This window comes from Corallococcus caeni, from assembly GCF_036245865.1.
Taxonomy (GTDB): domain Bacteria; phylum Myxococcota; class Myxococcia; order Myxococcales; family Myxococcaceae; genus Corallococcus; species Corallococcus caeni.
Window position 1 is genome coordinate 1,008,111 of record NZ_BTTW01000001.1, and the last position, 23,483, is coordinate 1,031,593.

Here is a 23,483-nt window from a genome sequence, read left to right on the forward strand (position 1 = left end):
GCACCCGTTGCGCTGGAACGATACATCAGCATTCTAGTAATCCACGCACAGCAACGAAGCGACCGTTTCAGGAGTCGAGGCGACGTAGAGCGGGCTCAACTTGCAGGCGATCTAGCGAGTTCGCTCGAAGAGATCCTCATGATGTACCTGGGCCAGGACGTGGGTGCCCCAGATTTCACCACCGCGCGAGAAGCCCCATTCGGAGACGGGAGTTATCTGCTCCGACAAGCTCAAAGTAGAGCGCATATAATGCCAATGTGATTTTTCATCTACCTGGAGGCGGCCTGTGTGCAAGGTAGGGTTGTCAAGACATCGGGTTGGCGAAAACCCCAACAATGAAGCCCCTCACTCCAGCCATAGGTGAAGAGTGCACTGTCCATATCCGACCTGCGAATGGCCCCACACTTCTGCCGTTATGCTAACTGAGAATTCTTCCCCATTGGGATGCAGGGCTGGTCATCCGCAGGCGTCTCGCGCAACTACCTGCGCAGGGTGACAGGTACATTGAGCCCGGACTCAAGCGGCCGTAGCGCTCAGCCCTCGCCGGATGCTACGCGTCGTCTCACTCGACGCCAACTTGAAGGCGATCCAGAGTCGAAGCAATCGTTCAACCCCTGTCGTCCTCGTCCGCTTCGTCCAGCCCCTCCGGCGACTCCAGCAACCGCCGCGCGCGCTCCATCATCTCCACCACAATCTGTCCCGCGGGCTGCACGGTGTCGATGCGCGACATGCTCGCGCCTCCGGCCGGGAGGCTCATCTCCTCCAGGTCGCCCTGCGTGTCCGGCGTGGGCAAGAACGAGCTGAACTTCGGCATCACGTACCGCACGTCCAGCACGCCCGGGAACAGCCGCGTCGTCCCGATGGTCTCTGACTCTACCGTCGCCGGCACGCTCGACTCGCGTCCCGCCCACTCGCGCACCACGCGGTTGCGGATCACCCGCATGCGCTTGCCTGGCCACTCCGGTCCGAACAACGTCGTCATCGCCGTGTCGCCCGCGTCACCGTCCACCAGCCGCTGCTTGTAGAGCGGGTGCGCGTACGCCTCCACCGACGCCACCAGCCGCGTGCCCACCCAGACTCCGTCCGCGCCGTGGTGCAGTGCTCGCGCCGCGCTGAACCCGTCCGCGATGCCTCCCGCCGCCAGCACCGGCACCGCGTCCGTCAGCTTCCGGAACGCCTTCACCAACGCCAGCGTCGGGGTGCTGCCCAGGTTGCGCCCACCCGCCTGCCGCCCCTGCGCGATGAGCCCTTGCACCCCGGCGTCCAACGCCTGCCTCGCCAGGTCTTCCGTGCCCGCCTGCACCCAGACCCGCGTCCCCGCCGCCTGCAGCGCTTGAATCCACTCGCGCGGCGGCATCGTCCAGTGGAACACCACCACCGGCACCTTCGCCGCGATGCAGGTGTCCACGTGGTCTCGCGTCGTGAAGCCGTGCGGCTCCAGCTTGTCCACGATGAAGTCCACGCCATAGGGGCGCTGCGTGCCCGCCTGGATGGCCTTCAGCCGCGCCTCCAGCACTCCCGGCGGCTCCGGTGCCGTGCCCAACATTCCCAGGCCGCCCGCCTCCGACACCGCCACCACCAGCGGCGGCAGGGAGACGAACGCCATGCCCGCTCCGACGAAGGGATAGTGGATGCCCATGTCGCGCGTCAGCCGCGTCTTCAGCGTGTTGCCCTCCAGTACGTAGATGGGCTTCGGCTTCGGACGGGCCTCCAGGCCCGCGGCTTCGGCTTCGCCGTCCGCCTGCGGCGCCTCGTCCTCGGAGGAACCAGGGGGCTGGCCGGGTCGTCCGTCGTTCGCGCCGTTCATCGCGTCTCCCGAAAGGATGCTCACGTACCGAGCCTTCAAGATTAGCAGCGCCGCCCCCCGATTCAGCCGCGGCCGGGCGGGGCCGTGCTCACTGGCCAGCAGAGCGGCCTCACTCCTCCGGGATGAGGCCGCCGGGCCCCAGCCCCGCGTCCGTCAATACCCGCCCCCGCGCCAGCCGCCGCGTCAGGGGCCGGTAGCGCTGCGCCACCAGGGTGCTCAACCGGAACGGCAAGCCAAGCTCCCGCTCCACCCGCCGCGCCCGCTCCACCAACGCCTCGCGCGTCAGCTTCGAGGGGCCTTCCAGCCCCACCAGGATGCGGTTGGTGCTGGCGGGGACCTCGAAGAGGGACAGGCCGTGGAAGCTCACCTGGTAGGTGCGCACCATCGCGTCGAAGTGCGGGTTCGCCGCGGACTCCCAGACGTTGCCCACCACCGCGCCCCCTCGCGTCAGCCGCGCGCGCACGGCGCCCAGGAACTCGCGCGTGCAGAGGTGCCCGGGAATCTGGTCCGCCCCGTACGCGTCCAGGATGATGATGTCGTAGGGCGGCCCGTCCGCTTCGATGAAGGCCCGCCCGTCCGCCACGTGCGTGCGCAGGAGCGCGTCCTCCTGGTAGCCGCAGTGGGCCTTCGCGGCGTCCACCACCGCCGCGTCCAGCTCCACCACGTCGATGTGCGTGTCCGGCAGCACCGCGCGCAGGAACATGGGGATGGCGCCGCCGCCCAGCCCGATGGCGAGGATGTTCTCCGGCCGGGGCACGAACGCCAGCGCCACCATCGCCATGCGGGTGTACGGCAGCTCCAGCCGCAGGGGTTCGCCAGGCCACACCACGCTCTGGCGCGCGCCCCCGTCGCCGAAGCGCAGCGAGCGGCGTCCCTCCGAGTCCTCGGTGACGATGACGGGTCCGGAGCCGTCATCGCGTTCGTCCGGCGAGGCCAGGGCCGTGGGCTCCCTACTTCGCGCCCGTCACCGGCAGCGGCCCGCTGTCCAGCACGCGCTGCGCCGTCACCGCCGGCCCGTACTGGGGCGTCTGGACGGGCGTGCCCTGGGAGTCCTTCCCCTGGCTGAGCGTGAGGGCGTCCGCGTCCGGCAGGTAGCCCACGCGCAGGGACACCTCGCGCACGGTGGAAAGCTCGCGCGTCTCCTCCGGGCCCGTGGGGTACGGCAGCGCGGTGCGCAGGGGCAGCGGGACGACGGCGCGGCGGTTCGCCGTGGCGCCCGGCTCCACGCGGGTGACGGCGGGCACCTCCGGGGCCTCCACCGCCAGATCCTCCGGCACCGGCAGCAGCATGCGCGACAGCACCACCTTGCCGCCGGACAGGTCCACGTAGGCCCGCTCGGGCGCCAGCGTGAGGTGGCCGCTGAAGCCCACGTCCCACAGGCCGTCCAGGAGCAGCACGGCCTTCGGCGTCCGGTTGTGCACCGCGTAGGTGACGGCGAGCGTGTCCGCCTCGCGCGCCACCGACTCCACCTTCAGCTCCACGTCCGCCTGGGCCACGCGTTGTCCTCCTGAGGCCGCCGGGGCTGCCACGGGCGGCGCTGGCGCCCGCGCGCACCCCGCGATGAACGCCAGCGCCATGATGGCACCCGCGCGGCGGAAGGTCCTCATCCTCCGCATCCTAATAGCGCGGGCGGGTGGGCAGGTTCAGGTCGTCGCGCAGGACGTTCTCGCCAGGACGGCCGCCCTGCACCACGTCCGGCGTGGAGGGGTCCTGGTCCAGGTCGATGGGCAGGCCCACCGCGGAGGGCTCCAGGTTGCGCGTGCCGTTCTTGGAGCCCAGCGCCAGCGTGCCGTTGTTCATGTCCGAGGCGTGCACCAGCTCGTGGAACAGGCCGACGACGGGCGGGCGGTTCATCCACTCCTCGGTGCCCAGGGAGATGCGCGTGGTGTTGTAGTTCACCTGCGCGTCCGTGCCCTTGCCCGGCGTGCCGTCCGCGTTCATGAAGCCGTCGTTGAAGTTCGTGCCGCCCGCGCTGTTGCCGCCGGACGTCTCGCGGATGACCGTCGTCTTGCCGCTGGCGTCCAGCGTGCCCAACAGCTCCTGGCCCGCGGGCAGCGAGCGCAGTGCGTCCAGGTCCGACTGCGTGCGCGCCTGGAACTCCGCGCTGCCCGTCACGGACACCGACGAGCCGCGCTGGTCGGCATTCGTCATGTCCACGATCTCGCGCTCGCCCTCGGCCGCGTCGGCGGTGGTCTCGTTCTCCTCGACGTAGAGCTTGTCCGTGCCCGTGCCGCCGCGGACCGTGTCCGTGCCCTCGCCGCCCGCCACCGCGTCGTTGCCCCGGCCGCCGCTCAGCGTGTCGTTGCCGCGCCCGCCGATGACCTGGTCGTCGCCCTCGCCGCCGTAGGCCCGGTCGTTGCCGGCGCCACCGTCGATGTAGTCCCGGCCGTTGCCGCCGGACACGTAGTCATTGCCGTCCAGGCCGTAGAGCACGTCGCGGCCCTCGCCGCCCAGGATGCGGTCATCGCCCGCGCCGCCCTCCAGGTAGTCGTCGCCGTCCTGGCCCTGCAGCGTGTCCTTGCCCTCGCCGCCGATGACGGTGTCGTTGCCCGCGCCGCCGACGAGCGTGTCGTTGCCCTTGCCGCCGACGAGCTTGTCGTCGCCCTCGCCGCCGTCCAGGGTGAGGTCCTGCGTGACGCTGGCGTCCACGGTGATGGAGTCATTGCCCGCGCCGCCGTTGATGATGGCGCCCCGGGCCTGCTCCGCGGTGAGCGTCACCGTGTCGCTGCCGGACTTGATGGTCAGCCCGCCGTCCTTGTTCTGCGACACCGTCGCGGTGTTGTTGCCCGCGCCCAGGTCCACCACCGTGCGGCCGTCCGCGTTCGTGCTCACCTGCGGCGCGAGCGCCTTCTGCACGTCCTTGGCGATCTTCCCGACCGCTGAACCGATGGACGAACCCAGGTCGCCCAAGAAGCCGCCGAGGCCCTTGTCCTTCTTCAGCGCCGTCTCCGTGGTGCGGACCTCCGTCAGCACCTGGGGACGCGCGCCCGTCCGGGGCCCCGCGTCGAAGCCGTCCGACATGCGCTGCGAGACGGCGGCCTTCACCGCGTTGGGCTTCACGGGCGCCACGGGCGTCTTCGCCGGCTGCGAGGACACAGGGGACACAGGGCGCGAGCCGGGCTTTCCAATCGTGGTCATGTCGCTTCTCCCAGGTGACGGGGACACCCGGCCAGAGGTCCCGGCGACGGGGCGCCAGGGGTCGGACGAACGCCGACATTCCAGATTGTCGTGAACGTTTGCCGCCAGTTGCGTCGCCCACCCCGGAACGACACGGCGCGGCACGGAAGCCCCTGGAATCGTTGTACTTCTCAATTCTCGAATTTCGAGATCAAGACAGGTATTTCATGTATTACAGCTTCACCGCCCTGCCCCCATTCACGGGGATACGGAGGGCGGCTGACGGGAGGGAGCACCGCATGAAGCTGAAGACGTTGCTGTCCGCCGGGGTGGCGCTGGCCGCCGCGGCGTGGGCCAGTCCGGGAACGGCGGCCACGGCGAACGGCCCCATCTGTGACACGGCGGCCTACGTGAACTCGACCACCTATTACAACTGCACCGGGAGCAGCCACACGGCGCTCGACGTGGGCAACAGCTCCTGCGGCGAGTGGAACCACCGCGGCATGCTGGTGGGCAACTACTACTATTACTACTACGGCGGCTGCGCGGCGGCCTGCTACGGCTCCACCTGCAACGGCGGCGCGGGCAACTACTACGTCGTGTCCGGCGCGAACGGCTGGGACTTCCGCCAGCTGCACTTCTACGCCAACGTCAGCTCCGGCACGAAGACGTGCGACCGCTGCGCGCTGGGGCTCGTGGGCGGCACGGGCAGCGCGACCGGCCCGCACTCGCACTCGGACAACCGGCAGTACGGCACGCGCAAGTCGGCCTGGTACACCAGCGTGGGCACCACGTGCGGCACCAACGCCTACTGCAACAACCGGCTGGGCGTTCCCACGCTGTAGTCCGCGTGCCGTGCCCGCCGGGCAGGGGCTCCATGTCCCCTGCCCGGCGTCACGTCCCCGACGGCTGGCGCGCTTGCGCCCGTCCCTTCTCCCCTCCGCGTGAGCCTCCCTTCGACATGACCTCTCGTCCCCTCTTCAAGGTCGCGCTCGCCGGCCTCGTCCTCCTCGTCGCCCTGGGCGTCGTGTGGTGGCGGGGCGCGGCCGGGCCCGATGACGCCGGTCCTCCGCTGCCCGTCGCGGCGATTCCTTCCGCGCCTGGCGCCGTCACCGGCAACGCCGCCGCTGGCCCTCCGCCCGCCGCGCGCGCCGGACCGCGCGAGGAGATTCCAATGCCCGGGTGCTGGGACGGGCTGGCCGCGCTGGACCGCTCCGCGACGATGGAGTCGCTGCACGCCGCCGTGGCCGCCGCCATCCAGGCGCGCGACACCGCGCTGGTGGCCTATCTCCAGGAGCGGCTGACGGAGCTCGTGGGCAGTGATCCGGACCGCGCGCTGCAACTGGTGGAGTGGGCGGTGAAGGCCGCGCCTCCGGAGCCGGCCATCTACCTGGAGGCACTCAAGGCCGCGCCCGCCGTGCGCCACCCGCGCGTCACGGAGAAGCTGGTCGCGGTGGCGGAGGACAAGTCCCTGGCCACGCCGGACCGAGCCTCCGCGCTGGACGCGCTGGAGACGCAGCACCGCTTCACGCCGGAGACGCGGGGCCGGCTCAAGGCCATCGCGCTGGATGACTCGGCGGACTCCGCCGCGTGGGTGGCCACGCGCACGCTGGGCCGGGTGATGAAGGAGGACTACGAGCGCACGGGCACCTATGCGCCGTACTGGAAGGACCTGCTGGACATCGGCACCACGTCGGACGACACGGCCGTGCGGCTGCTCGCGCTGGAGATGCCGTCGTACTCCGACCCGCTGCTGGACTCGGACTCCATCGACGCGCTGGCGAAGGTGATGCGCACCGACAAGGAGCGCGACGTGCGCGAGATGGCCGCCTTCCGGCTCGCCGTCACCGAGGATCCGCAGAAGGCCCTGGCCGCCTACCGCGCCGCCTTCGACGGCGAGCATGACCTGTGCGTGAGATGGGCCTTCCTGCGCTTCGCGGTGCGCGCGGCCGGGGCGGACGCGCTGCCCCTGGTGGAGGAGTTCGCGCGCAAGGACCCGCGTCTGCGGCAGGACTCCCTGGACTTCAAGGCGCTGTACGCCACCGGCACGACGGACTTCGCGCGCATCTGGCTGGGCAAGAAGGAACACCACGACTGCGTGGTCGAGGAAGGAGCGCCGCACTGATGGGCTCGCGAATGACGAAGACCCGCGTCCTCTGGCTGTCGCTCCTGCCGGGGCTGGCCCTGGCGCAGGGCGCGCCCATCGCCGCGCCCACCCAGACGGCCTGCACGGTGGAGGGCATGCTGGACGAGGTGCGCGTCGCCATGAAGGCGGGCTCGCCCGCGTATCGGAAGTACGCGCGGCTGCGCCTGAAGGAGGCCGCCATCGCGCTGCCGCCGGAGGCCCTGGGCCGGGCGGTGAGTCAGGAGCGCGACCCCGCCGTGCTGGAGGCCGTGGGCGCGGCGCTGGCCACCAAGGCGAGCAACGCTCAGAAGCCGGAGCTGCTCCAGCCGCTGCTCTCCCGCGCGAGCCAGGACGTGGACCCGGGCCTGCGCGCCGCGGCGGTGCGCGCGCTCCAGGGTTCGCCGTCGGTGGAGTTCATGGCGAAGAACGGCGGCGTCGTCACCTACGAGCAGCTGGTGCGCGACAGCGCGCCGGAGGTGCGGCAGGCGGTGGTGGAGAACCTGGTGACGGAGAGCGCCGGCATCTACTTCGGCCACAACCCGGAGCTGGCGGAAGCCGCGGTGAAGGTGGCCGCGGCCTCGGACGACCCGGCGGTGGCGAAGCGGCTGCTCGGCGAGGTCTCCATGGAGGCCGCGAGCCCGGAGGCGGTGCGCAAGCTCACCCAGCAGCTGCGCTCGGAGGACGCGGGCCTGCGCGCGGCGGCGGCGAAGGCGCTGGGCGGCGTGCCGGGCTCCGAGTCCGCGGGCGCGCGCCGTTCGCTCACGTCGCTGTACAAGAGCGACAGCGACCTCGCGGTGCGCAAGTCCGCGCTGGAGGGGCTGGCGCGGCTGGGCCAGTCCGGTGCCCGGCCGCTGCTGGAGTCCCTGCGCGGCGTGGATCCGCGCCTGGATCCGGAGATCGACGCGTGGCTGTCCGCGCTGAAGCTGAACCTCCAGGAGTGGCACCTGCTCCTGCGGGAGAAGCAGCGCCTGTCGCCCTGAGTGCGTCTTCTTGGGGCGGTGCTGTTCCATGGCGGGCATCCCCGCGTCCGGCCCCGCCGAAAAGGTGGCCGGGCGCCGGGGAGTGCGACAGGTTGGGCGGGCCATGTCCGACAGCGGTTTCGGCTCGTCCACCCTCGCCCTGGCGCTCGTTGGCAGCGCCGTCACCATCCTCTCCACCAGCCTGGGCGCCCTGCCCGCCCTGGCCGCGCGCAGCATCTCCCAGCGCTCCAAGGACGTGCTGATGGGCTTCAGCGCGGGCGTGATGCTCGCGGCCACGGCCTTCTCGCTCATCGTGCCCGCCATCCACCTGGCGGAGGAGCGCACCCATTCACGCTTCCTTCCGGCGGTGGTGGTGGGTGGCAGCATGCTGGTGGGCGGCCTCTTCCTGCACCTGTGCAACCGCTTCATCCCGCATGAGCACTTCATCAAGGGGCAGGAGGGCAACGCGGAGGCGGTGAACCTGAAGCGCATCTGGCTGTTCGTGCTGGCCATCGCGCTGCACAACTTCCCGGAGGGGCTGGCGGTGGGCACCGGCGTGGGCAGCCGCTCCATGACCATCGCGGTGCCCATCCTCGTGGGCATCGGGTTGCAGGACATCCCGGAGGGCTTCGTCGTCGCGCTGGCGCTGATGGGCGTGGCGTACAGCCGCAAGCAGGCGGTGCTGGTGGCGCTCTACACGGGGCTGGTGGAGGGGGTGGCCGCGCTGGTGGGCTTCTTCGCCACGTCGTTCGCGTCGGGCGTGCTGCCGTGGGCGCTGGCGTTCGCGGGCGGGTCCATGCTGTACGTCGTCAGCGACGAGATGATCCCCGAGAGCCACCGCCAGGAGTACGCGAAGGAGGCCACCGCCGGGCTGATGGTGGGCTTCGTGCTGATGATGTTCCTGGACGTGACGCTGAGCTGACGCGGGCGGTGCGCGTGCCCTGAGTCTGTGTCCTGGCCGACATCCGGCTGCCCGCCCCGGGGGACCCGGACGTGGTAGTTTCAACCGCATGTCTGTGTCGGATCGAACCCGCATCGACGGGCCCCCCGGGGAGTCGAAGGACAAGGGCGCCCGCCCGGACGAAGAGGGGGCGGAAGCCGCGCTCCATGTGACGCTGCCGTACGAGCAGGCCCGCCGTCCGGGGGACCTGCCCACGGTGCGCCGCTTCCGCCTGTCCGTGGTGGAGGGCCCGGGCGCGGGCACGGTGTGGGAGTCCACGGCGGACACCTGCTCGGTGGGCTCGCACCCGCTCAACGACTTCGCGGTGGAGGACTCCACCGTGTCGCGCTTCCACTGCGAGGTGCGCATCGGGCCCAAGGGCCCGCAGGTGAAGGACCTGGACAGCCTCAACGGCGTCATCGTGGACGGCGTGCAGGTGGTGGAGGGCATCCTGCGCAGCGGCAGCCTGCTGCGGCTGGGCCGCGTGGTGCTGCGGTTCGACTTCAGCGCGGAGAGCAACCGGCTGCCCCTGTCGGAGCTGACGCGCTTCGGCACGCTGGTGGGCACGTCCGTGGCCATGCGCGGCTGCTTCGCGATGATGGAGCGGGCCTCCGCGCGCGACGTCACGGTGCTGCTGGAGGGAGAGACGGGCACGGGCAAGAGCCAGGCGGCGCTCGCCATCCACCAGGCCGGCCGGCGCAGGGACGCGGCGTTCCTGGTGGTGGACTGCGGCGCCATCCCCCCGCACATCCTGGAGAGCGAGCTGTTCGGCCACGAGAAGGGCTCCTTCACCGGCGCGGTGAGCCGGCGCGCGGGCGTCTTCGAGGAGGCCGACGGAGGCACCGTCTTCCTGGACGAGATTGGCGAGCTGCCTCCGGAGCTGCAGCCCAAGCTGTTGCGCGTGCTGGAGAACCGGGAGATCCGCCGGGTGGGCAGCAACACCTACCAGCCCGTGGACGTGCGGCTCATCGCGGCCACGCACCGCGACCTGCGCGCGGAGGTGAACGCGGGCCGCTTCCGCTCCGACCTGTTCTTCCGGCTCGCGGTGCTGAGAATCGCGATGCCCTCCCTGCGCCAGCGGCCGGAGGACCTGCCCCTCCTGGTGTCGGGCATCCTGGAGTCGCTGGGCGCGGACCCGGAGCGCACGGGCGCGCTGCGCACGCAGGAGTTCCTGTCCCGCCTGCGGCACGCGGCGTGGCCGGGCAACGTGCGCGAGCTGCGCAACCACCTGGAGCGCTGCCTGGTGTTCGAGGACGCGCTGCCGTTGGCGGAGGAGGACTCGCGTCCGGAGGGCAGCCCGCTGGAGGTGGACCTGTCGCGGCCGTACGCGGAGCAGCGCCGGCGCGTGGTGGACGACTTCGAGCGCCGCTACCTGCGCGCGCTGCTGGAGAAGCACCAGGGCAAGGTGGCCCAGGCCGCCGTCACCGCCGGCATGGACCGCGTGCACTTCTACCGACTGCTGCGCAGGCACGGCATCAAGCCTTGAGGGGGCCATGAGGTAGCCCCCCTGCCGGAGGCGAAGCGGCCCAACGGGTCCGACAGTCGGACCCATTGCCCAGGACCGCGCCCGGCACCCGCCCTCCCTACCGTCTGGCGGAGAGCCGCCAGCGCTCCGGTGCGTCCGGCAGGAGGCTGGCGGCGAAGTCCATCTCCAGCCCCCGCAGCGCCGGGCCGGTGACGACGGGCGTCCCTTCCTCCCCGTCGTCGCGCACCCAGCCGGGCAGGTGCAGCAGGCCCCCTTCCCCACCCTCCGCGTCCCACGCGGAGGCCGCGCCGTCCGCCCAGCCGTGGGGCTCGTCGCGCGCCGTCAGCCGGTCCACGTGCACGGTGACGTGGGAGCGCGCGGCGGAGGCGTCCCGGCCCGTCAGCGCGAGCGCCACGTCCAGCACCCGCGCCCGCAGCTCCCGCTCGCGGCGCACGTCGTCCGGGAGGCTGGCCACGGCGAGCAGGCACGCGCCGCCCAGCACCCGCACCTCCAGCCCGGCCTCGCGCGCCAGGGTGCTCGCGCGCTCCAGGCCCGCGTCCAGGTCCTCCATCGCGGCGGGGCCCGGCTCGCCCGTCAGCCGGGCCTCCACGTACAGCCCCACCGCGCGCGGCACCTCCACCGGCGCCGCGCCGCCCAGCACCGCGCCCCGGAGGTCCTCCAGCAGCGCGTCCACGTCCGGGTAGCGCTCCTCGCGCGCCTTGCGCAGACACCGCAGCACGACGGCGTCCAGCGCGGCGGACACCGGCGCGTGCTCGCCTGGACGCGGCGGAGGGGCGTGCAGGTGCAGCTGCTCCACCTCGTGGCGGGTGGTGCCCTGGAAGGGTGGCACGCCCGTGAGCAACTGGAAGAGGAGCACGCCCACGGCGTACAGGTCCGTGCGCGCGTCCGGCACCTCGCCGCGGATCTGCTCCGGCGCCATGGACAGCGGCGTGCCCAGCACCACGCCGGTGTGCGTGAGCGACGAACTGCCCGGGGCGCCCGGCACCAGCCCCTTCGCCACGCCGAAGTCCACCAGCTTCACGGCGGGGCCGCCGCGTCCGGGCCCAAGCCGCACCACGTTCTGCGCCTTCAGGTCGCGGTGCACCACGCCCGCCGCGTGCGCCACCCGCAGCGCCGCGCCCACCTGCTCCATCACCGCCAGCACCTCGCGCGGGGACAGCGGCCCGCGCGTGGCCAGCTCCGCCGCCAGGTCCTGGCCCTCCAGCCACTCCATGGCGATGAAGGGCCGGCCGTCCGACAGCTCGCCGTACCCCAGCACCGTGACGATGTGCGGGTGGCTCAGCCGCTGCAACGTGGCCGCCTCGCGCCGGAAGCGCCGCAGCGCCACCGCCGCCGCGGCCACCTGCGGGTGCAGCACCTTCAGCGCGGCGGGCACGCCGGAGCGCGCGTGCCGCGCCCGGTACAGCGCGGACACGGGGCCCTGCACCTGGACGCGGTCCACGACCCACTCGCCCACGAGCGCGCCGGGCCGCAGCTCCTCACCGTAGAGGGCCTCCTCGCCGTTGCCCGCCATGGGCTAGCGCTTGCTCGTGACGCCGTCCTGGGGCGGCGGCGGTTCCGACCTGCGCTTGCACAGGTCGCGGTGCTGGGCATCCACCAGGTCACATGCTCCGTTGAGGTAGACGGTGACGGGCTCCGCCCAGGGGTCGTTGGCCCCGTCCCGGCACTTCTCGAAGTCGCCGTCCCCCCCCAGGAGCGGACCGTCCTGCATCTCGCACCGGTTCGTGGCCACCGTGTCGCTGCCCCAGCACGGCCCCGTCACCCTGGCCGCGCAGTCCTCGTGCGTGCCCGGCAGCGCGCACACGCGGTAGGTCGCGTACGCCAGGCCGGACACCCAGCCCGGGTCGTAGCAGGCGTAGAGGTCCTTGAAGATGGGCTCCGCCTGGGGAGACGGCGGCCGGTTGATCACGTAGCCGTCCCGCTTCCCCGCCGCCAGCGTCACGGTCACGTTGATGTCGTCGCGCAGCGCGTACCTCCCGAAGAGGTTGCCGTAGAAGGCGCCCTCGCGGATCCGGTACACGGCGCGCTCGGAGAGCGGGGCCTGCACGCCGGCCGTGAAGCCCACGTTCGCCGTGCCCTCCGCGGCGCTGTCCCACGGCGCCGTCATCACCGTGAAGTACCCGCCCGACGACGGACAGGTGAAGCTCATGGAGGGGTCCGTGGCGGGGGAAGGCAGCGGGTTCGTGGAGCCGGCCGAGCAGCCCTGGCTGGAGGCCACGTGCCGCGTGTCTGCGCTGTCACAGCCGGCGATGCCCCGGCACACGCGCAGCACCATGCGCGCGTCCGAGCTGGAGCCCAGCGGCGTCCCGGAGGGGCAGCTCGGCGGGCCACCCGCGCCCACGGCGATGGTCTGACCCGCGGGGCACCAGCCCACCGAGTGCATCGTCCAGCCGCAGTCCCGCCCCGCGCCAGACGTCCGGCTCGCGCACGGCACCGAGCTGCTCACCGGCGAGGTCGCGGTCGGCAGCTGGTCGATGGGCTGCGTCCACGCATCCAGCGTGAACGGCTCCGCGATGCCGAGTTCGGGCTCGTGGAGTTCGCCGCGCATGGACAGCTCCACGCGGAAGCCCCGGCTGTTGTTGCGCGCCAGGAGGCAGGCCGTCACGCGCTTGAGGCACGCGTCGCCCGGCACCTCCGTGCGCCACCACGGACAGAGTCCCGCGGAGCCCGCCCATTCACTGCGCTGCGAGCCGGAGGGCTGCAAGGGATTGAGCCACTCGAGGGTCTCCCCTTCGCCCAGCGCACAGCCCACCAGGTACGCCATGAAGCGCTGCGCGAACGGGTCGCGCAGCTGGTTCTGCATGAGCGTGGCCTCACCGCTGGGAACCATCACGTCGGGGTCGAAGAGGGACTCCAGCGAGCTCGTGGCCAGCGCCTCGTTGGCGTCGTGGTTCGCGGCGATGGCGTTGACCACCAGCTCCTGCGTCGTGAGCGAGTTGGCGATGCGGATGTCCGACTCACGCGTGCCGAGCTTCTCTTCGGCGCGAGGCCCCACGCCGGTGGCGTCCGGGAGCGCGGGCTCGCAGCCGGTCAGGGCCAGCAAGAGGAAACACCAGGGGACTCGGAGGACGGAGGAGGCCATCGCGCGAACACTCCTTGGGCAGGAATCGGAAATGGGATGCGAAGGAAACCCCAGGCGCGGCCTTCTTGTCTCCCTGTAGCGCGAAAGGTTACGGGCGCGGACCTGAGTAGCGTTTCCCGTTACAGCGCTGCCGGTGCGAGCGCGGCACGCAGTGCGTGGAAACACGTAGACCACAGGGGGGCCTCCGCCACGGCGGGCGCGGCGCGTTCGAGCCACGCGCGGGCCTCGGCCATGGCACCCGTGCGGCGCGCGATGCCGGTGGCCTGCAGGAGGATCTCCGCCTTCTCGTCCGGCGACGCCAGCGCGTCCGCTTCCGTGCAGAGCGCTTCCCAATCCGTTGCATGGAAGGCGCCGGCGGTCCGCTGATGGACCTGGAGCTCCACGAGGCGCCGCATGATGGCGGTGGGCGGCAGGGACTCCGGCGGACAGCGCTGGGAGATCCAGGCGAGCTGCCGGGCCGCCGCCGCCTCGTCTCCCGCGGCGGCCTGGATGCGGGCGAGGAGCAGCGCGTCCACGGGCACGGGGTGTTCACGGAAGAAGCGCACGCCCAGCTCGTACGCGCGCTGCGCGAAGGGGAGCGCTTCGTCCAGGCGGCCCTGCATGTAGAGGACCTCGGCCAGGTTGAACGTGGACCAGCGCTCCATCTGCGCGTGGGCCAGCTCGCGGCCCAGCGCCATGGCGCGGCGCAGGTCGGCTTCCATGCGCGGCACGTCGCCCTGGCGCAGCCACAGGAGGACGCGGTTGCTGAGCACGGCGGCCTTGTGCAGCCCGTCGCCCGCGGCCTCGCAGCGCTCCAGGGCCTCGTCGAAGCGCGCGGCGGCTTCCGGGGCGCGGTCCAGGAAGGTGAGCGCGGAGCCCAGCAGGGCCAGCGACACGACCAGCGTCTCGTGGTCCCTGGCGCTCTCCGCGCCTTCGGCGGTGGACGTGAGCACGCGGGCCGCGGCGGCCCACTCGCCCTGGCGCACGTGCAGGCGGCCCCGGGCCAGGCCGCACCGGAGCGACAGGCGCGGCGCGTCCAGGGGCTCTATGGCGTCAAGGGCTTCGCGCGTGCACGCGGCGGAGCCGTCCGAGTCCTCCATCCAGTCGCGCGCGGTGGCCTCCTCCAGCAGCAGGTCCACTTCGAGCGCCGCGTCGCCCCGGACGCGGGCCAGGGCACGCGCGGCGGACAGGTCCGCGAGGCTCTCACGGAAGCGCTGGAGGCGATGGCGCACCTTGCCGCGTCCCGCGAGCGCCTGGGCCCGGCGCGCGTCGTCGGACTCCGGAAGGAGCGCGAGCGCGCGCGTGTAGTGCTGCTCCGCCTCCACGGGCAGGTGGCCCGCGCGAGCCTCCTCCGCGAGCGCGAGGTAGTCCCGCGCGGCTTCCTGGTGGGCGCCGCAGACCGCCGCGTGGTGGGCACGGCGGCGGCGTTCGGCCACGTCCTCGCCCACGCTGGCCTTGAGCGCGGCGGCGTGCAGCGCGCGCCGGGGCGCGGGAGGCAGCAGGGCCTCCAGGGCCTCGCGCAGCAGCGGGTGGCGGAAGGCAAAGCGGCCCGGGCCCGAGGGGCGCAGGAGGCCCGCGCGGGTCAGGCGTTGCAGGCCCGCGCCCGCGTCCAGGGAGGCCGCGCGCGACAGCTCCGGCCCGGTGGTCAGGTGGCGCAGCGCCGCGTCCACCCGCCCCACGTCCACCTCCGTGCCGAGCACCGCGCACAGCCGCGCGAGCACGCGGTGGACCTCCGGGAGGCCCGCGAGCACGCGCGGGGCCAGCCGCTCGAACAGCGGCGTGACGGAGACGTCCAGCAGCGCGTCCGGGGCGACGTACCACCCACCGCCCGGAGCTGACCGCAGGGCCCCGGCGGCGCGGAGAGCGCGCGCCAGCTCGACGAGGGACAGGGGCACGCCTTGCGCCAGGTGTTCCAGGCGCGCGAGCACGGGCTCGGGGATGTGCTCCGCCGGGCGCAGCAGGTGGACGAGCACCGCGCGGCTCGCCTCGGGAGGAAGGGGCGGCAGCGGATGGCGGGAGGCGAGGGCACTGCGTTCGCCCAGGTGGGGGCGCAGGCCCAGCAGCGAGGGGCGCCCGGCGAGGCACATCCACAAGGGCGCCCGGGGCCCTTCCAGCGTGGCGCGCTCCAGGACATCCAGGCTCAACGGATCCGCGAGGTGCGCGTCGTCCAGCAGCAGCACGAGCGGTGCTTCCCGGGCCTGGGCCAGGAGCGCGTCGGCCAGGGCACGGGGATCCGCGGACGGACGGCCCACGACGGCGCGCAGGGCATCCAGCAGGGAGCTGGACACCGACGCATCCGGAGGCGGCGCGCGCAGGCGGACGACACGCGCGCGACCTTCGGCCTCCAGCCGGGACGCGAGCGCCTTGAGCAGCCGCGACTTGCCATGCCCCACTTCACCCGTGAGCACGCCCAGGCCTGGCACCGACGATGAAAGGCTCCGCTCCGCATCCGAGACCAGTGCCTCCAGCACCGCGTCGCGGCCCACGAACGGCGGAGGTTCCCCATCAACGCGCGCGCCCTCCTCGTCATGGAGGCGCAGGCGGAAGACCGTTCCAGCCTCGTGCGCGGCGTCCACGGCGCGTGCGCCCTCCGCGGCCGATTGCAGCGCGATGGGCGCACGCTTCTCGGACTCGGCCTCGCTGTCGTCCTGCTTCGCGATGGGCTCGACCCAGCCGGGCTCGAGCCTCGCGGCGGCCTCCGCCGTCACGCGCACTTCGCCCGGCGCGACCGCCCGTCCCCACCACGTCTCCGGCCGCTCCAGCGCGGCGCCCGCGATGCGCGGCAGTGCCGTGCCGGGATGCACGTAAAGCACCGCGACGTGCAGGGCCGCCGCCGCTTCTCCGGACTCCACCAGCCTCCGTGCCGCGAGCGCGCCCGCGCGCACGTTCGCTTCCGCGGACAACGACTCACAGAAGACGAGCAGGTACCCACCCGCCGCGACCCGCGCCAGCACCCCTCCGAATGGCTCCAGCGTGGCCGCCAGCCCGTCCACCGACGCCGCCGTGCGCAGGCCCAGCACCGCCACCGGGCGCGCTCCCGCGAACGTCGTCGACGCCTGCGCCGGCCTCGCGTCCTTCGCTCCGACGATTCCGGGGAGCGCGGGCCCTTCCGCGCACGCGGCCTCGAACGCGGCCAGCACGTCCCCGGCGCTCGCGTACCGTTCCGCCGGCTCCTTGGCCAGACACCGCGCCACCACCGCGTCGAGCGCCACCGGGACGTGCGCCCGTTCGGATACGCGCGGCGGACGCCGGCTCACGTGTCCTTCGCGCACCTCGTCCGCGCTGCCATGGAACGGCGGCGTGCCCGTGAGCAATTCGAAGAGCAGCACGCCCAGCGCGTAGACATCCGCCGCCGTGCCCGCCTCGCGCGCGTCCAGGCACTGCTCCGGCGCCATGTAGACCGTCGTGCCCGCGCGGTTCCCCGCCTCCTCCGCCGGCCCGTCCTCCAGCCTCCGCGCGAGCCCGAAGTCCAGGAGGCTCAGCGCGCCACCCTCGCGCAGGAAGATGTTCTCCGGCTTGAGGTCCCGGTGCGCGAGCCCCACCGCATGCACGCGCGCCACCGCCGGACACAGCCCCGTCAAGAGCTCCCGCACCCGAGCCACGGACGCCGCGCCCGTCCCCGGCAGCGCCGCCATCCACGCCGCGAGCGTCTGCCCTCGCAACAGCTCCTGCACCAGGAACGGCCTGCCCCCGACCCGCCCCTCCTCCAGCACCGCCGGCACCGTGGGCGGCCCCACGCGCCGCAGCGCCTCCGCCTCGTGGGCGAAGCGCGCATGGTGCGGCCCCAGGCCCACCTTGAGCGCCACCTCGCGGCCATCCACCTCGCGCACCGCGGTGAAGACGTGAGCGAAGCCGCCCACCCCCAACAGGGCGGCACCGGACAGGCCGGGGACGTCGGGGATCGCCAGCGGCTCCAGGGGAAGACCGGACCCGGCGGCGACGCCATTCACGGGACACGCCGCGCCGGGCGCGAGGCGGCGGTGGCAGACCGGACAGCGCATGCGGATGCCCGAAGGCTACCAGAGCGCTCGCGCCAGCACGATGCCCACCCCCACCAGCCCCTCGCCCGCGATGAGCCCGGCCGCCAGCGTCACGCCAGGCCCTTCCGACGCTGGCCTCCACCGGCGGGCCAGTTCCCACCCCAGCCCGCCCAGGAAGAACCCCAGGCACGTGGAGGCCGGCAGCAGACAGGCCAGCCCCACCCCCACGGCGGACGGCGTCCAGCGGCGGAGGCGCTCCGGCAGCGCCTGCTCGCCCAGCGTGAGGACCGCCGCCGCCAGCGCGGCCCAGGCCATGGCGCTTCGCAGGTCCGCCGACACCGCGCCCAGCCCCGACGCCAGCACCCGCGCCACGCCCGCCGTCACCGTCGCGGCCGGCGCCGGGAAGCGCTCCGACCCCAGCACGGACGGGTCCGGCACCAGCAGGTAGAACAGCGGCACCACCACCAGCGCCCCCACGACACACCCCAGGAGCTGCGCCAGGAACACGCGGCGCGGATTCGCCCCCAGCAGGTGCCCGGCCTTCAGGTCCGTGAGCAGGTCCGCGGACGAGGACGCCGCGTTGACCGTGAGGCCCGCCGTCGCCAGGTTCGCCTTCACGTCCCCGGGCAGCAGCACGCCGTACGTCAACTGCGTCACCTGCCCCAGCGCGCCCACGGGGCTCACGTCCGTCTCGCCCGTGACGCGGCAGGAGATGAGGCACAGCACGAACGACAGCGCCACCGCGAGCAGCGCGTGCGGCACCGGCACGTCGAAGCCCACCCGCGCCAGCGCCACCGTCGCGGGCGTCAGCACCAGCATCCCCGCGACCCACCACCGCCCGGGCACCTGGAGCGCTTCAATGGGATGGGGCGCCTGCCGCGACGCCCCGCCCCAGAGTCCCCGCAGCGCCCGGCCCCACACCCGGGCCTGGAGCGCGAACTGCAACAGCGACGCGGTGGTGAGCGCCGCCGCGCCCGGCCACAGCGCCCACGCGAGGAAGTCCCCGTCCGGAGCCACCACGCCCGCCGCCATCAACCGGGGCGCGACGACGCCGTGGACGACGAGCGCCCCCAGCAACATGGACGCGGTCACCCGCACGCCCAAGAGCGCGCCCCCGCCCACCGGCATCAACCCCGTCTCCAGCGCGAACCCCAGCCGCTCCAGCGGCACCCCACCCAGCGTCCCGGGAAACGCATACGCATACGGCACGCGCCCGAAGCCATCGCGCGCGAGCGTCAACAGCCCCGCGACCAGCCCGCCCACGCCCAGCATCCGCAGCCGGGGCCCCGCCGCCTCGCCGCCCGCGTGCAGCGCGCGAGCCGTCGCCGCCGCGGCCGTCCCCGACGCGAACGGGAGCTGCTCCCGGTCCACCAGCTGCCGCTTGAGCGGCACCGCGAACAGGACGCCCAGCGCGGACAGCAGGAACGTCCACGCCAGCAGCGTCACCCCGGGCAGGTGGTGCCCCGTGGTGAGCAGCCACGCGCCCTGCACCGACACGAGCGCGCCCCCCGTCGCGTACCCCGCCGACGACGCCACCGTCTGCGCGCAGCCCAGTTCCAGCAGGGACAGCGGCGCGCCCGCGACGCGGGGACTCAAGCGCCGGAGCGCCCCATGCGTCGCGGACGCGAGCAGCGCGGCGGTGACGGCCACCCCGAACGCCACGCCCGTCTTCAGGCCCGCGTAGAGGTTGGTGGCGCAGGTGAGCACGCCCAGCCCCGCGCCCAGCGCCACCGCCCGCAGCGTCAGCTGGGGCAGCCGGTCGCCCTGGTACACGTGGTTGAGCCAGTAGGTGTCCACCTCCGCCTGCGAAGCCCCGGGGATGCTCAGCAGCGTCAACGAGGCGTCGGTGGGCGCGTCCCCGGCGGGGACGGCGCGGGGAGCAGGGGCCGGCATGCGCGGCCCATCCTCCCCGTTCATCCCCCTCCGCGCCACCCTTCCCGCCCGGCTTGTAACCCAGAAGGTCTCAATCCCTGTCGTCCCCCTCCCAATCACAGGCACGGAGATGTCACAGACTTCAACCTGATTTCATGGGACATCCGGAACTCCTGCATATACACTATCCGTGAACCGAGCCACGACTCATGGTGAGAAGGCGTCCGGTTCCGGAGTTCCCCGATGCTCCAAGTCAACCCCCGCTGGAAGCGCCTCGCCCTGTCCGCGATGGTGCTCTCGACTCCCCTCATGGCCGGCTGCACTGCCGAGCCCGCGCGCGAAGCGCCGACGGCCGCCGTGCGCCAGGACCGGGCCACCGACTCGCTGAAGATGTCGAAGCGGTACGCGCAGTGGAAGCAGCAGCACGCCGGCACGCAGATGCCGCTCGACCTGGGCGACGCGGACCAGTACGCCTTCCTGATGAAGCGCCTGGAGGCGGCGGGCAACACCCCGGCCAACTCCCCGCGCCTGTTCTCCAGCCTGTCGCAGCAGCGGGAGCGCGTGCTCGCACAGAAGGCCGCCGGCGACGTGAAGGCGCAGACGACGCCCACCGAGTGGTGCGGCCACCTGCTGCCGCTGGAGGAGGTCGCGCACGGCACCGCCGCGACGACCTTCGAGGGCTCGGGCTACATCACCTGCGCGGGCGGCTCGGACTACTCCTACGTGGACTTCAACGCGTACTCCACGACGCCGGACCGCCAGGAGTTCCAGCTGCTGGCCACCACCGCCACGGAGGCGTACCTGGCCAAGACGCTGGAGACGGATCCGCTGAACGTGGTGCTGGACGCCGGGCCGGACCGGGTCCTGTACTACGACTCGGTGGCCATGGCCTACGACGAGGCCAGCGGCCGGATGGAGACCTTCTATTCCACCGCGGACACCACGGTGCTGCTGCTGCCGCCGGGCCTGAACTTCGACCACCCGCGTGAGCTCATCGGCACCAGCCTGCCGGGCAACGCCATCCGCACCTGCCTGGAGCGCGGCTCCGCGACGGGCGCGCTGGACTGCGACTACACGCTGGCGAAGAAGGACGCGGCCGGCAACATCACCGCCTTCGCCGGAGGCTACACGGGCGTGGCGGCGGTGGACGCCCTGCAGTCCGTGGCCGCGAACCGGTGGAAGCCCGACACGACGGCGTACTGGCCCACGCCGGGCGCGTTCAACTCGGCCAAGCTGTACCTGCCGGCGCGGGGCACCTACGTGACGGGCCTGCCGTCCAACTGCACCGTGCAGGCGGTGAAGAGCGAGGTGAACATCGTCCTCCTGAGCGCGGGCGGCCGCTGCAAGGTGAACAACGTCGCGACCACCACCCCCGGCCAGACGGTGCTCACGGGCAGCCTGCCGCTGGGCGCGGGCGTGGACGCGTCCAGCCTTCCCTTCAACGGGCTGATGGACCTGGGCACGGACTGCCTCGCCAACGAGCAGGACGTGGCCATGCAGGCCTTCACCACCGTGAACGCGACGTGCCCCCGCTCCGGTGGCGGCTTCAGCCCGGTGACGCGCGTGGGCTTCCGCCGGTTGGCGGTGCTGGACTTCAAGAACAGCTGCCTCGCGGCGGGCACGCGCGTGCTGCGCGCGGATGGGAAGTCCGTCCCCGTGGAGTCCGTGAAGGTCGGTGACCGGGTGCTCTCGCAGGCGGGGGGCCGCGCCCTCACCGTCACCACCGTGACGAAGGGCACCGAGTCCCAGCCCATGGTGCGCCTGAAGGCGGGCCCGGGCCGCGACGTGCTCGTCACCAACACGCACCCCATGGTGAGCCGCACCCGCGGCGTCGTGGCGGCGGGCGAGCTGGCGGTGGGCGACGTGCTGCTCACGAAGGACGGCGAGGCGACGCTGGCCTCCGTGGAGCGCGTGCCCTACGCGGGCCAGGTCTACAACCTGACCCTGGGCACGGACACGGAGCTGCTGGACGTGGGCGTGAAGGAGCACACGCTCATCGCCAACGGCTTCGTGGTGGGTGACGCGCGCATGCAGACGGACCTGGCGCGGCAGAAGCACAAGCCGGTTCCGGTGGACGTGCTGGCCGCGCTGCCGGCCGCGTGGCACGCGGACTACCTGAACAGCTTCCGCTAGGGCGTCACGCCTCGCGCGAGCGCAGCAGGTAGAAGACGTAGCCGTAGCTGTCCCCGTGGCGGCGGTACAGGTTCACCTCCTGCTCCGCCGCCGCGATGACCTCGCGCAGCGCCGCGTCCGCCGTGGGGCGCAGCCGGTCGATGCGCTGGAGCAGCGGCGTGTAGTAGTCGTCCCACCACGCGGACGCGGGCAGCGTGAAGGTGTCCAGCACCGTGAAGCCCGCAGCCTCCGCGGTGGCCCGGTTCTGGGCGACGTTGGCCATGGACGGATACGCGGCCGACCAGAAGCGCACCGCCTCCGGGGGCCGCACGTCGGTGAGCCAGGAGCACTCGGTGACGGCCACCTGCCCGCCGGGCGCGAGCAGCGGCCGCCACTGGCGCAGCCCCTGCCCGAAGCCCATCACGTAGATGGCGCCCTCGGACCACAAGAGGTCGAAGGACGCGGGCGGCAGCGTCAGCGCGCCCATGTCCTCCTGCCGCGTGACGATGGCGTCCGACAGCCCCTGCTCGCGGGCCTCGCGCTCCAGCCGGTCGAGGTAGGGCCGGTGCAGGTCCACGGCGGTGACGCGGGTGCCCAGCTCCCGCGCGAGCACCAGCGACTGCCGGCCGGTGCCCGCGCCCAGGTCCAGCACGCGCGGCGAGGGCGGCGGCGGAGCCAGGCGGCGCAGGGCCTCGCGGGTGCAGTCGTCGCTGCCAGGGCCCAGGCGGGGCAGCTCGCTGTAGAGGGTGAAGAAGGCGTTCGCCGTCTGGCGCAGCTCGCCCGCGCTGCGCTTCACGTTGCCCTGGAGCAGCGGGACGCGCTTCCAGTGTTCCTCGATGCGCTGCTTGAACAGCTCCGGCATGGGCAGGTCCGCGCGCAGCGTGGTCCACGCGTCGAGCGCGACCTCCACGGCGCCCGTCACCACCGGGAGGACGTCCTCGTCGCTCAGGCCCAGCTTGCGCGCCAGCCGCTCGAAGCTCTGGAGCGACACGTCCTCGAAGCGCTTGGACTTCGCCAGGTTCAGCGCGAGCTGATCCTGCGGCATGTACTGGATGGTGGAGACGAAGTCGTACGCGGGCGACAGCGTGGGGTGCGTGCCGTCCGGGTAGTAGAGCGACCAGTTCTTGTGGTGCGCGTCGCCGTTGCCGCACGCGATGATGAACACCAGCCGCCGCAGGAACTCCTGGAGCGCGTCCAGGCCCGCGACCTTGAGCAGCACGTTGGCGATGGTCTCGTAGTTGTACTTCTTGTACTTCTCGTCGGAGTACAGCCCCAGCACCTGCGCCAGGTCCTCCATGTGCACGCGGTGGCCGGGCGACGGACGGTCGAAGCGACGGATGGCGTACGCCAGGTCCTCGCGCAGGGTGATGCCTTCGGGCAGGCCGTGCAGGTCGGAGACCTTGAGCAGCTGGAGCTCCGGCACGTCGATGCCGGTGGCGCGCGCCCAGGTCATCACGGACAGCTCGTTCTCCGGCACGCGGTCGTAGCGGTTGTCCGGCAGCTTGACGATCCAGTCGCCGCCCAGGCCGCCCATGGGCAGCGTCATGCCCCGGTCGCGCCGGAGCATGGAGAACTTGAGCTGCACGCCCGCGAGCGAGAAGCGCAGCGGCTCACCGTCGGACGCGGGTTCGGCGGGGACGTCCGTGAGGGGCGCGTCGTGGCCGGCGAGCTCGCCCGCCGGGCGGACGATGACGGCGCCGGAGAGGTCCGCGCCCAGGTGCGCGATGAAGAAGAACTCGCGCTGCCGGGCAATGTTCTGGCGCTCGGAGATGAGGTCGCGCAGCGGGCCTTCGGGCAGCAGGTTGGAGAAGAACGGCGGCAGCCGCATGCGGCTGGTGTGGCGGCGCGACAGGTCGTCCTCGAAGAACTGGCCCAGGACGGGGCGCGGGTAGCGCTGGCGGTAGTCCTCGGAGAGGCTGAACTCGATGCGCTCGTCCGCGAGCAGCGTGAGCGTGCCGACGTGCACGTCCCCGATGAGGACGTCGAGGATGCCGGTGGTGGACACGGGGAGCGTGGGGTCCATG

At 72.7% G+C, this 23,483-nt stretch carries 15 protein-coding genes; 6 read left to right on the forward strand and 9 right to left on the reverse strand.

What is annotated here, in order from left to right; genetic code table 11:
- Positions 1 to 607: 607 nt before the first annotated feature.
- The 4 genes from AABA78_RS04050 to AABA78_RS04065 all read right to left on the reverse strand — a co-directional run bounded on the left by AABA78_RS04050 (position 608) and on the right by AABA78_RS04065 (position 4,945).
- On the reverse strand, positions 608 to 1,831 hold the full coding sequence (locus AABA78_RS04050; protein ID WP_338261710.1) for an NAD(P)H-dependent flavin oxidoreductase: 1,224 nt from the start codon (positions 1,829 to 1,831) through the stop codon (positions 608 to 610).
- A gap of 85 nt (positions 1,832 to 1,916) precedes the next feature.
- On the reverse strand, positions 1,917 to 2,636 hold the full coding sequence (locus tag AABA78_RS04055; RefSeq protein ID WP_338261711.1) for a fused MFS/spermidine synthase: 720 nt from the start codon (positions 2,634 to 2,636) through the stop codon (positions 1,917 to 1,919).
- Between the two features lie 121 nt (positions 2,637 to 2,757).
- Entirely contained in the window at positions 2,758 to 3,414 is a 657-nt protein-coding gene (locus AABA78_RS04060; protein WP_338261712.1) for a hypothetical protein, read from the reverse strand.
- A gap of 10 nt (positions 3,415 to 3,424) precedes the next feature.
- The gene (locus tag AABA78_RS04065) at positions 3,425 to 4,945 is read right to left on the reverse strand and encodes a M91 family zinc metallopeptidase (RefSeq protein ID WP_338261713.1); all 1,521 of its coding nucleotides are present in this window, start codon (positions 4,943 to 4,945) and stop codon (positions 3,425 to 3,427) included.
- Between the two features lie 278 nt (positions 4,946 to 5,223).
- Here AABA78_RS04065 and AABA78_RS04070 point away from each other — a divergent pair, with 278 nt between their 5' ends.
- From AABA78_RS04070 to AABA78_RS04090, 5 genes are all read left to right on the forward strand, one after another.
- The gene (locus AABA78_RS04070; RefSeq protein WP_120524240.1) at positions 5,224 to 5,769 is read left to right on the forward strand and encodes a M23 family metallopeptidase; all 546 of its coding nucleotides are present in this window, start codon (positions 5,224 to 5,226) and stop codon (positions 5,767 to 5,769) included.
- A gap of 116 nt (positions 5,770 to 5,885) precedes the next feature.
- Complete coding sequence (locus AABA78_RS04075; RefSeq protein ID WP_338261714.1) at positions 5,886 to 7,049, forward strand: HEAT repeat domain-containing protein; 1,164 nt, start codon at positions 5,886 to 5,888, stop codon at positions 7,047 to 7,049.
- A complete protein-coding gene (locus AABA78_RS04080; protein ID WP_338261715.1) occupies positions 7,049 to 8,029 on the forward strand; it encodes a HEAT repeat domain-containing protein in 981 nt (326 codons plus the stop codon). Before AABA78_RS04075 ends, AABA78_RS04080 begins: the two co-directional genes overlap by 1 nt.
- A gap of 103 nt (positions 8,030 to 8,132) precedes the next feature.
- On the forward strand, positions 8,133 to 8,930 hold the full coding sequence (locus AABA78_RS04085; protein WP_338261716.1) for a ZIP family metal transporter: 798 nt from the start codon (positions 8,133 to 8,135) through the stop codon (positions 8,928 to 8,930).
- An 88-nt stretch (positions 8,931 to 9,018) separates the two neighbouring features.
- Positions 9,019 to 10,434 (forward strand): sigma 54-interacting transcriptional regulator, encoded by a 1,416-nt coding sequence (locus tag AABA78_RS04090; protein ID WP_253895587.1) that lies wholly within the window; start codon positions 9,019 to 9,021, stop codon positions 10,432 to 10,434.
- Between the two features lie 97 nt (positions 10,435 to 10,531).
- On the opposite strand, the gene AABA78_RS04095 is transcribed toward AABA78_RS04090, so the two are convergent.
- The 4 genes from AABA78_RS04095 to AABA78_RS04110 all read right to left on the reverse strand — a co-directional run bounded on the left by AABA78_RS04095 (position 10,532) and on the right by AABA78_RS04110 (position 19,368).
- Positions 10,532 to 11,947 carry a serine/threonine-protein kinase gene (locus tag AABA78_RS04095; protein ID WP_338261717.1) on the reverse strand — a complete coding sequence of 472 codons (1,416 nt, stop codon included), beginning with the start codon at positions 11,945 to 11,947 and terminating at the stop codon, positions 10,532 to 10,534.
- 3 nt (positions 11,948 to 11,950) lie between these two features.
- A complete protein-coding gene (locus AABA78_RS04100) occupies positions 11,951 to 13,516 on the reverse strand; it encodes a hypothetical protein (RefSeq protein WP_338261718.1) in 1,566 nt (521 codons plus the stop codon).
- Between the two features lie 119 nt (positions 13,517 to 13,635).
- Positions 13,636 to 17,496, reverse strand: a complete 3,861-nt coding sequence (locus AABA78_RS04105; RefSeq protein WP_338261719.1) for a serine/threonine-protein kinase — start codon at positions 17,494 to 17,496, stop codon at positions 13,636 to 13,638.
- A gap of 15 nt (positions 17,497 to 17,511) precedes the next feature.
- Positions 17,512 to 19,368 carry an OPT family oligopeptide transporter gene (locus AABA78_RS04110; RefSeq protein WP_338261720.1) on the reverse strand — a complete coding sequence of 619 codons (1,857 nt, stop codon included), beginning with the start codon at positions 19,366 to 19,368 and terminating at the stop codon, positions 17,512 to 17,514.
- A 222-nt stretch (positions 19,369 to 19,590) separates the two neighbouring features.
- Between AABA78_RS04110 and AABA78_RS04115 the strand changes: the two genes are divergently transcribed.
- Positions 19,591 to 21,480: a Hint domain-containing protein gene (locus tag AABA78_RS04115; RefSeq protein WP_338261721.1), complete on the forward strand. Its 1,890-nt coding sequence runs from the start codon at positions 19,591 to 19,593 to the stop codon at positions 21,478 to 21,480.
- Between the two features lie 4 nt (positions 21,481 to 21,484).
- Here AABA78_RS04115 and AABA78_RS04120 read toward each other — a convergent pair whose 3' ends face one another.
- On the reverse strand, positions 21,485 to 23,482 hold the full coding sequence (locus AABA78_RS04120) for a HipA domain-containing protein (RefSeq protein ID WP_338261722.1): 1,998 nt from the start codon (positions 23,480 to 23,482) through the stop codon (positions 21,485 to 21,487).
- Between the last annotated feature and the right edge of the window lies 1 nt (position 23,483).

What these genes read in the sequence shown, in the direction of transcription:
- AABA78_RS04060 (WP_338261712.1), bottom strand. Translation starts at nt 3,414, where the DNA reads ATGAGGACCTTCCGCCGCGCGGGTGCCATCATGGCGCTGGCGTTCATC.
- AABA78_RS04065 (WP_338261713.1), bottom strand. Translation starts at nt 4,945, where the DNA reads ATGACCACGATTGGAAAGCCCGGCTCGCGCCCTGTGTCCCCTGTGTCC.
- AABA78_RS04070 (WP_120524240.1), top strand. Translation starts at nt 5,224, where the DNA reads ATGAAGCTGAAGACGTTGCTGTCCGCCGGGGTGGCGCTGGCCGCCGCG.
- AABA78_RS04075 (WP_338261714.1), top strand. Translation starts at nt 5,886, where the DNA reads ATGACCTCTCGTCCCCTCTTCAAGGTCGCGCTCGCCGGCCTCGTCCTC.
- AABA78_RS04080 (WP_338261715.1), top strand. Translation starts at nt 7,049, where the DNA reads ATGGGCTCGCGAATGACGAAGACCCGCGTCCTCTGGCTGTCGCTCCTG.
- AABA78_RS04085 (WP_338261716.1), top strand. Translation starts at nt 8,133, where the DNA reads ATGTCCGACAGCGGTTTCGGCTCGTCCACCCTCGCCCTGGCGCTCGTT.
- AABA78_RS04090 (WP_253895587.1), top strand. Translation starts at nt 9,019, where the DNA reads ATGTCTGTGTCGGATCGAACCCGCATCGACGGGCCCCCCGGGGAGTCG.
- AABA78_RS04095 (WP_338261717.1), bottom strand. Translation starts at nt 11,947, where the DNA reads ATGGCGGGCAACGGCGAGGAGGCCCTCTACGGTGAGGAGCTGCGGCCC.
- AABA78_RS04100 (WP_338261718.1), bottom strand. Translation starts at nt 13,516, where the DNA reads ATGGCCTCCTCCGTCCTCCGAGTCCCCTGGTGTTTCCTCTTGCTGGCC.
- AABA78_RS04105 (WP_338261719.1), bottom strand. Translation starts at nt 17,496, where the DNA reads ATGCGCTGTCCGGTCTGCCACCGCCGCCTCGCGCCCGGCGCGGCGTGT.
- AABA78_RS04110 (WP_338261720.1), bottom strand. Translation starts at nt 19,368, where the DNA reads ATGCCGGCCCCTGCTCCCCGCGCCGTCCCCGCCGGGGACGCGCCCACC.
- AABA78_RS04115 (WP_338261721.1), top strand. Translation starts at nt 19,591, where the DNA reads ATGCTCCAAGTCAACCCCCGCTGGAAGCGCCTCGCCCTGTCCGCGATG.
- AABA78_RS04120 (WP_338261722.1), bottom strand. Translation starts at nt 23,482, where the DNA reads ATGGACCCCACGCTCCCCGTGTCCACCACCGGCATCCTCGACGTCCTC.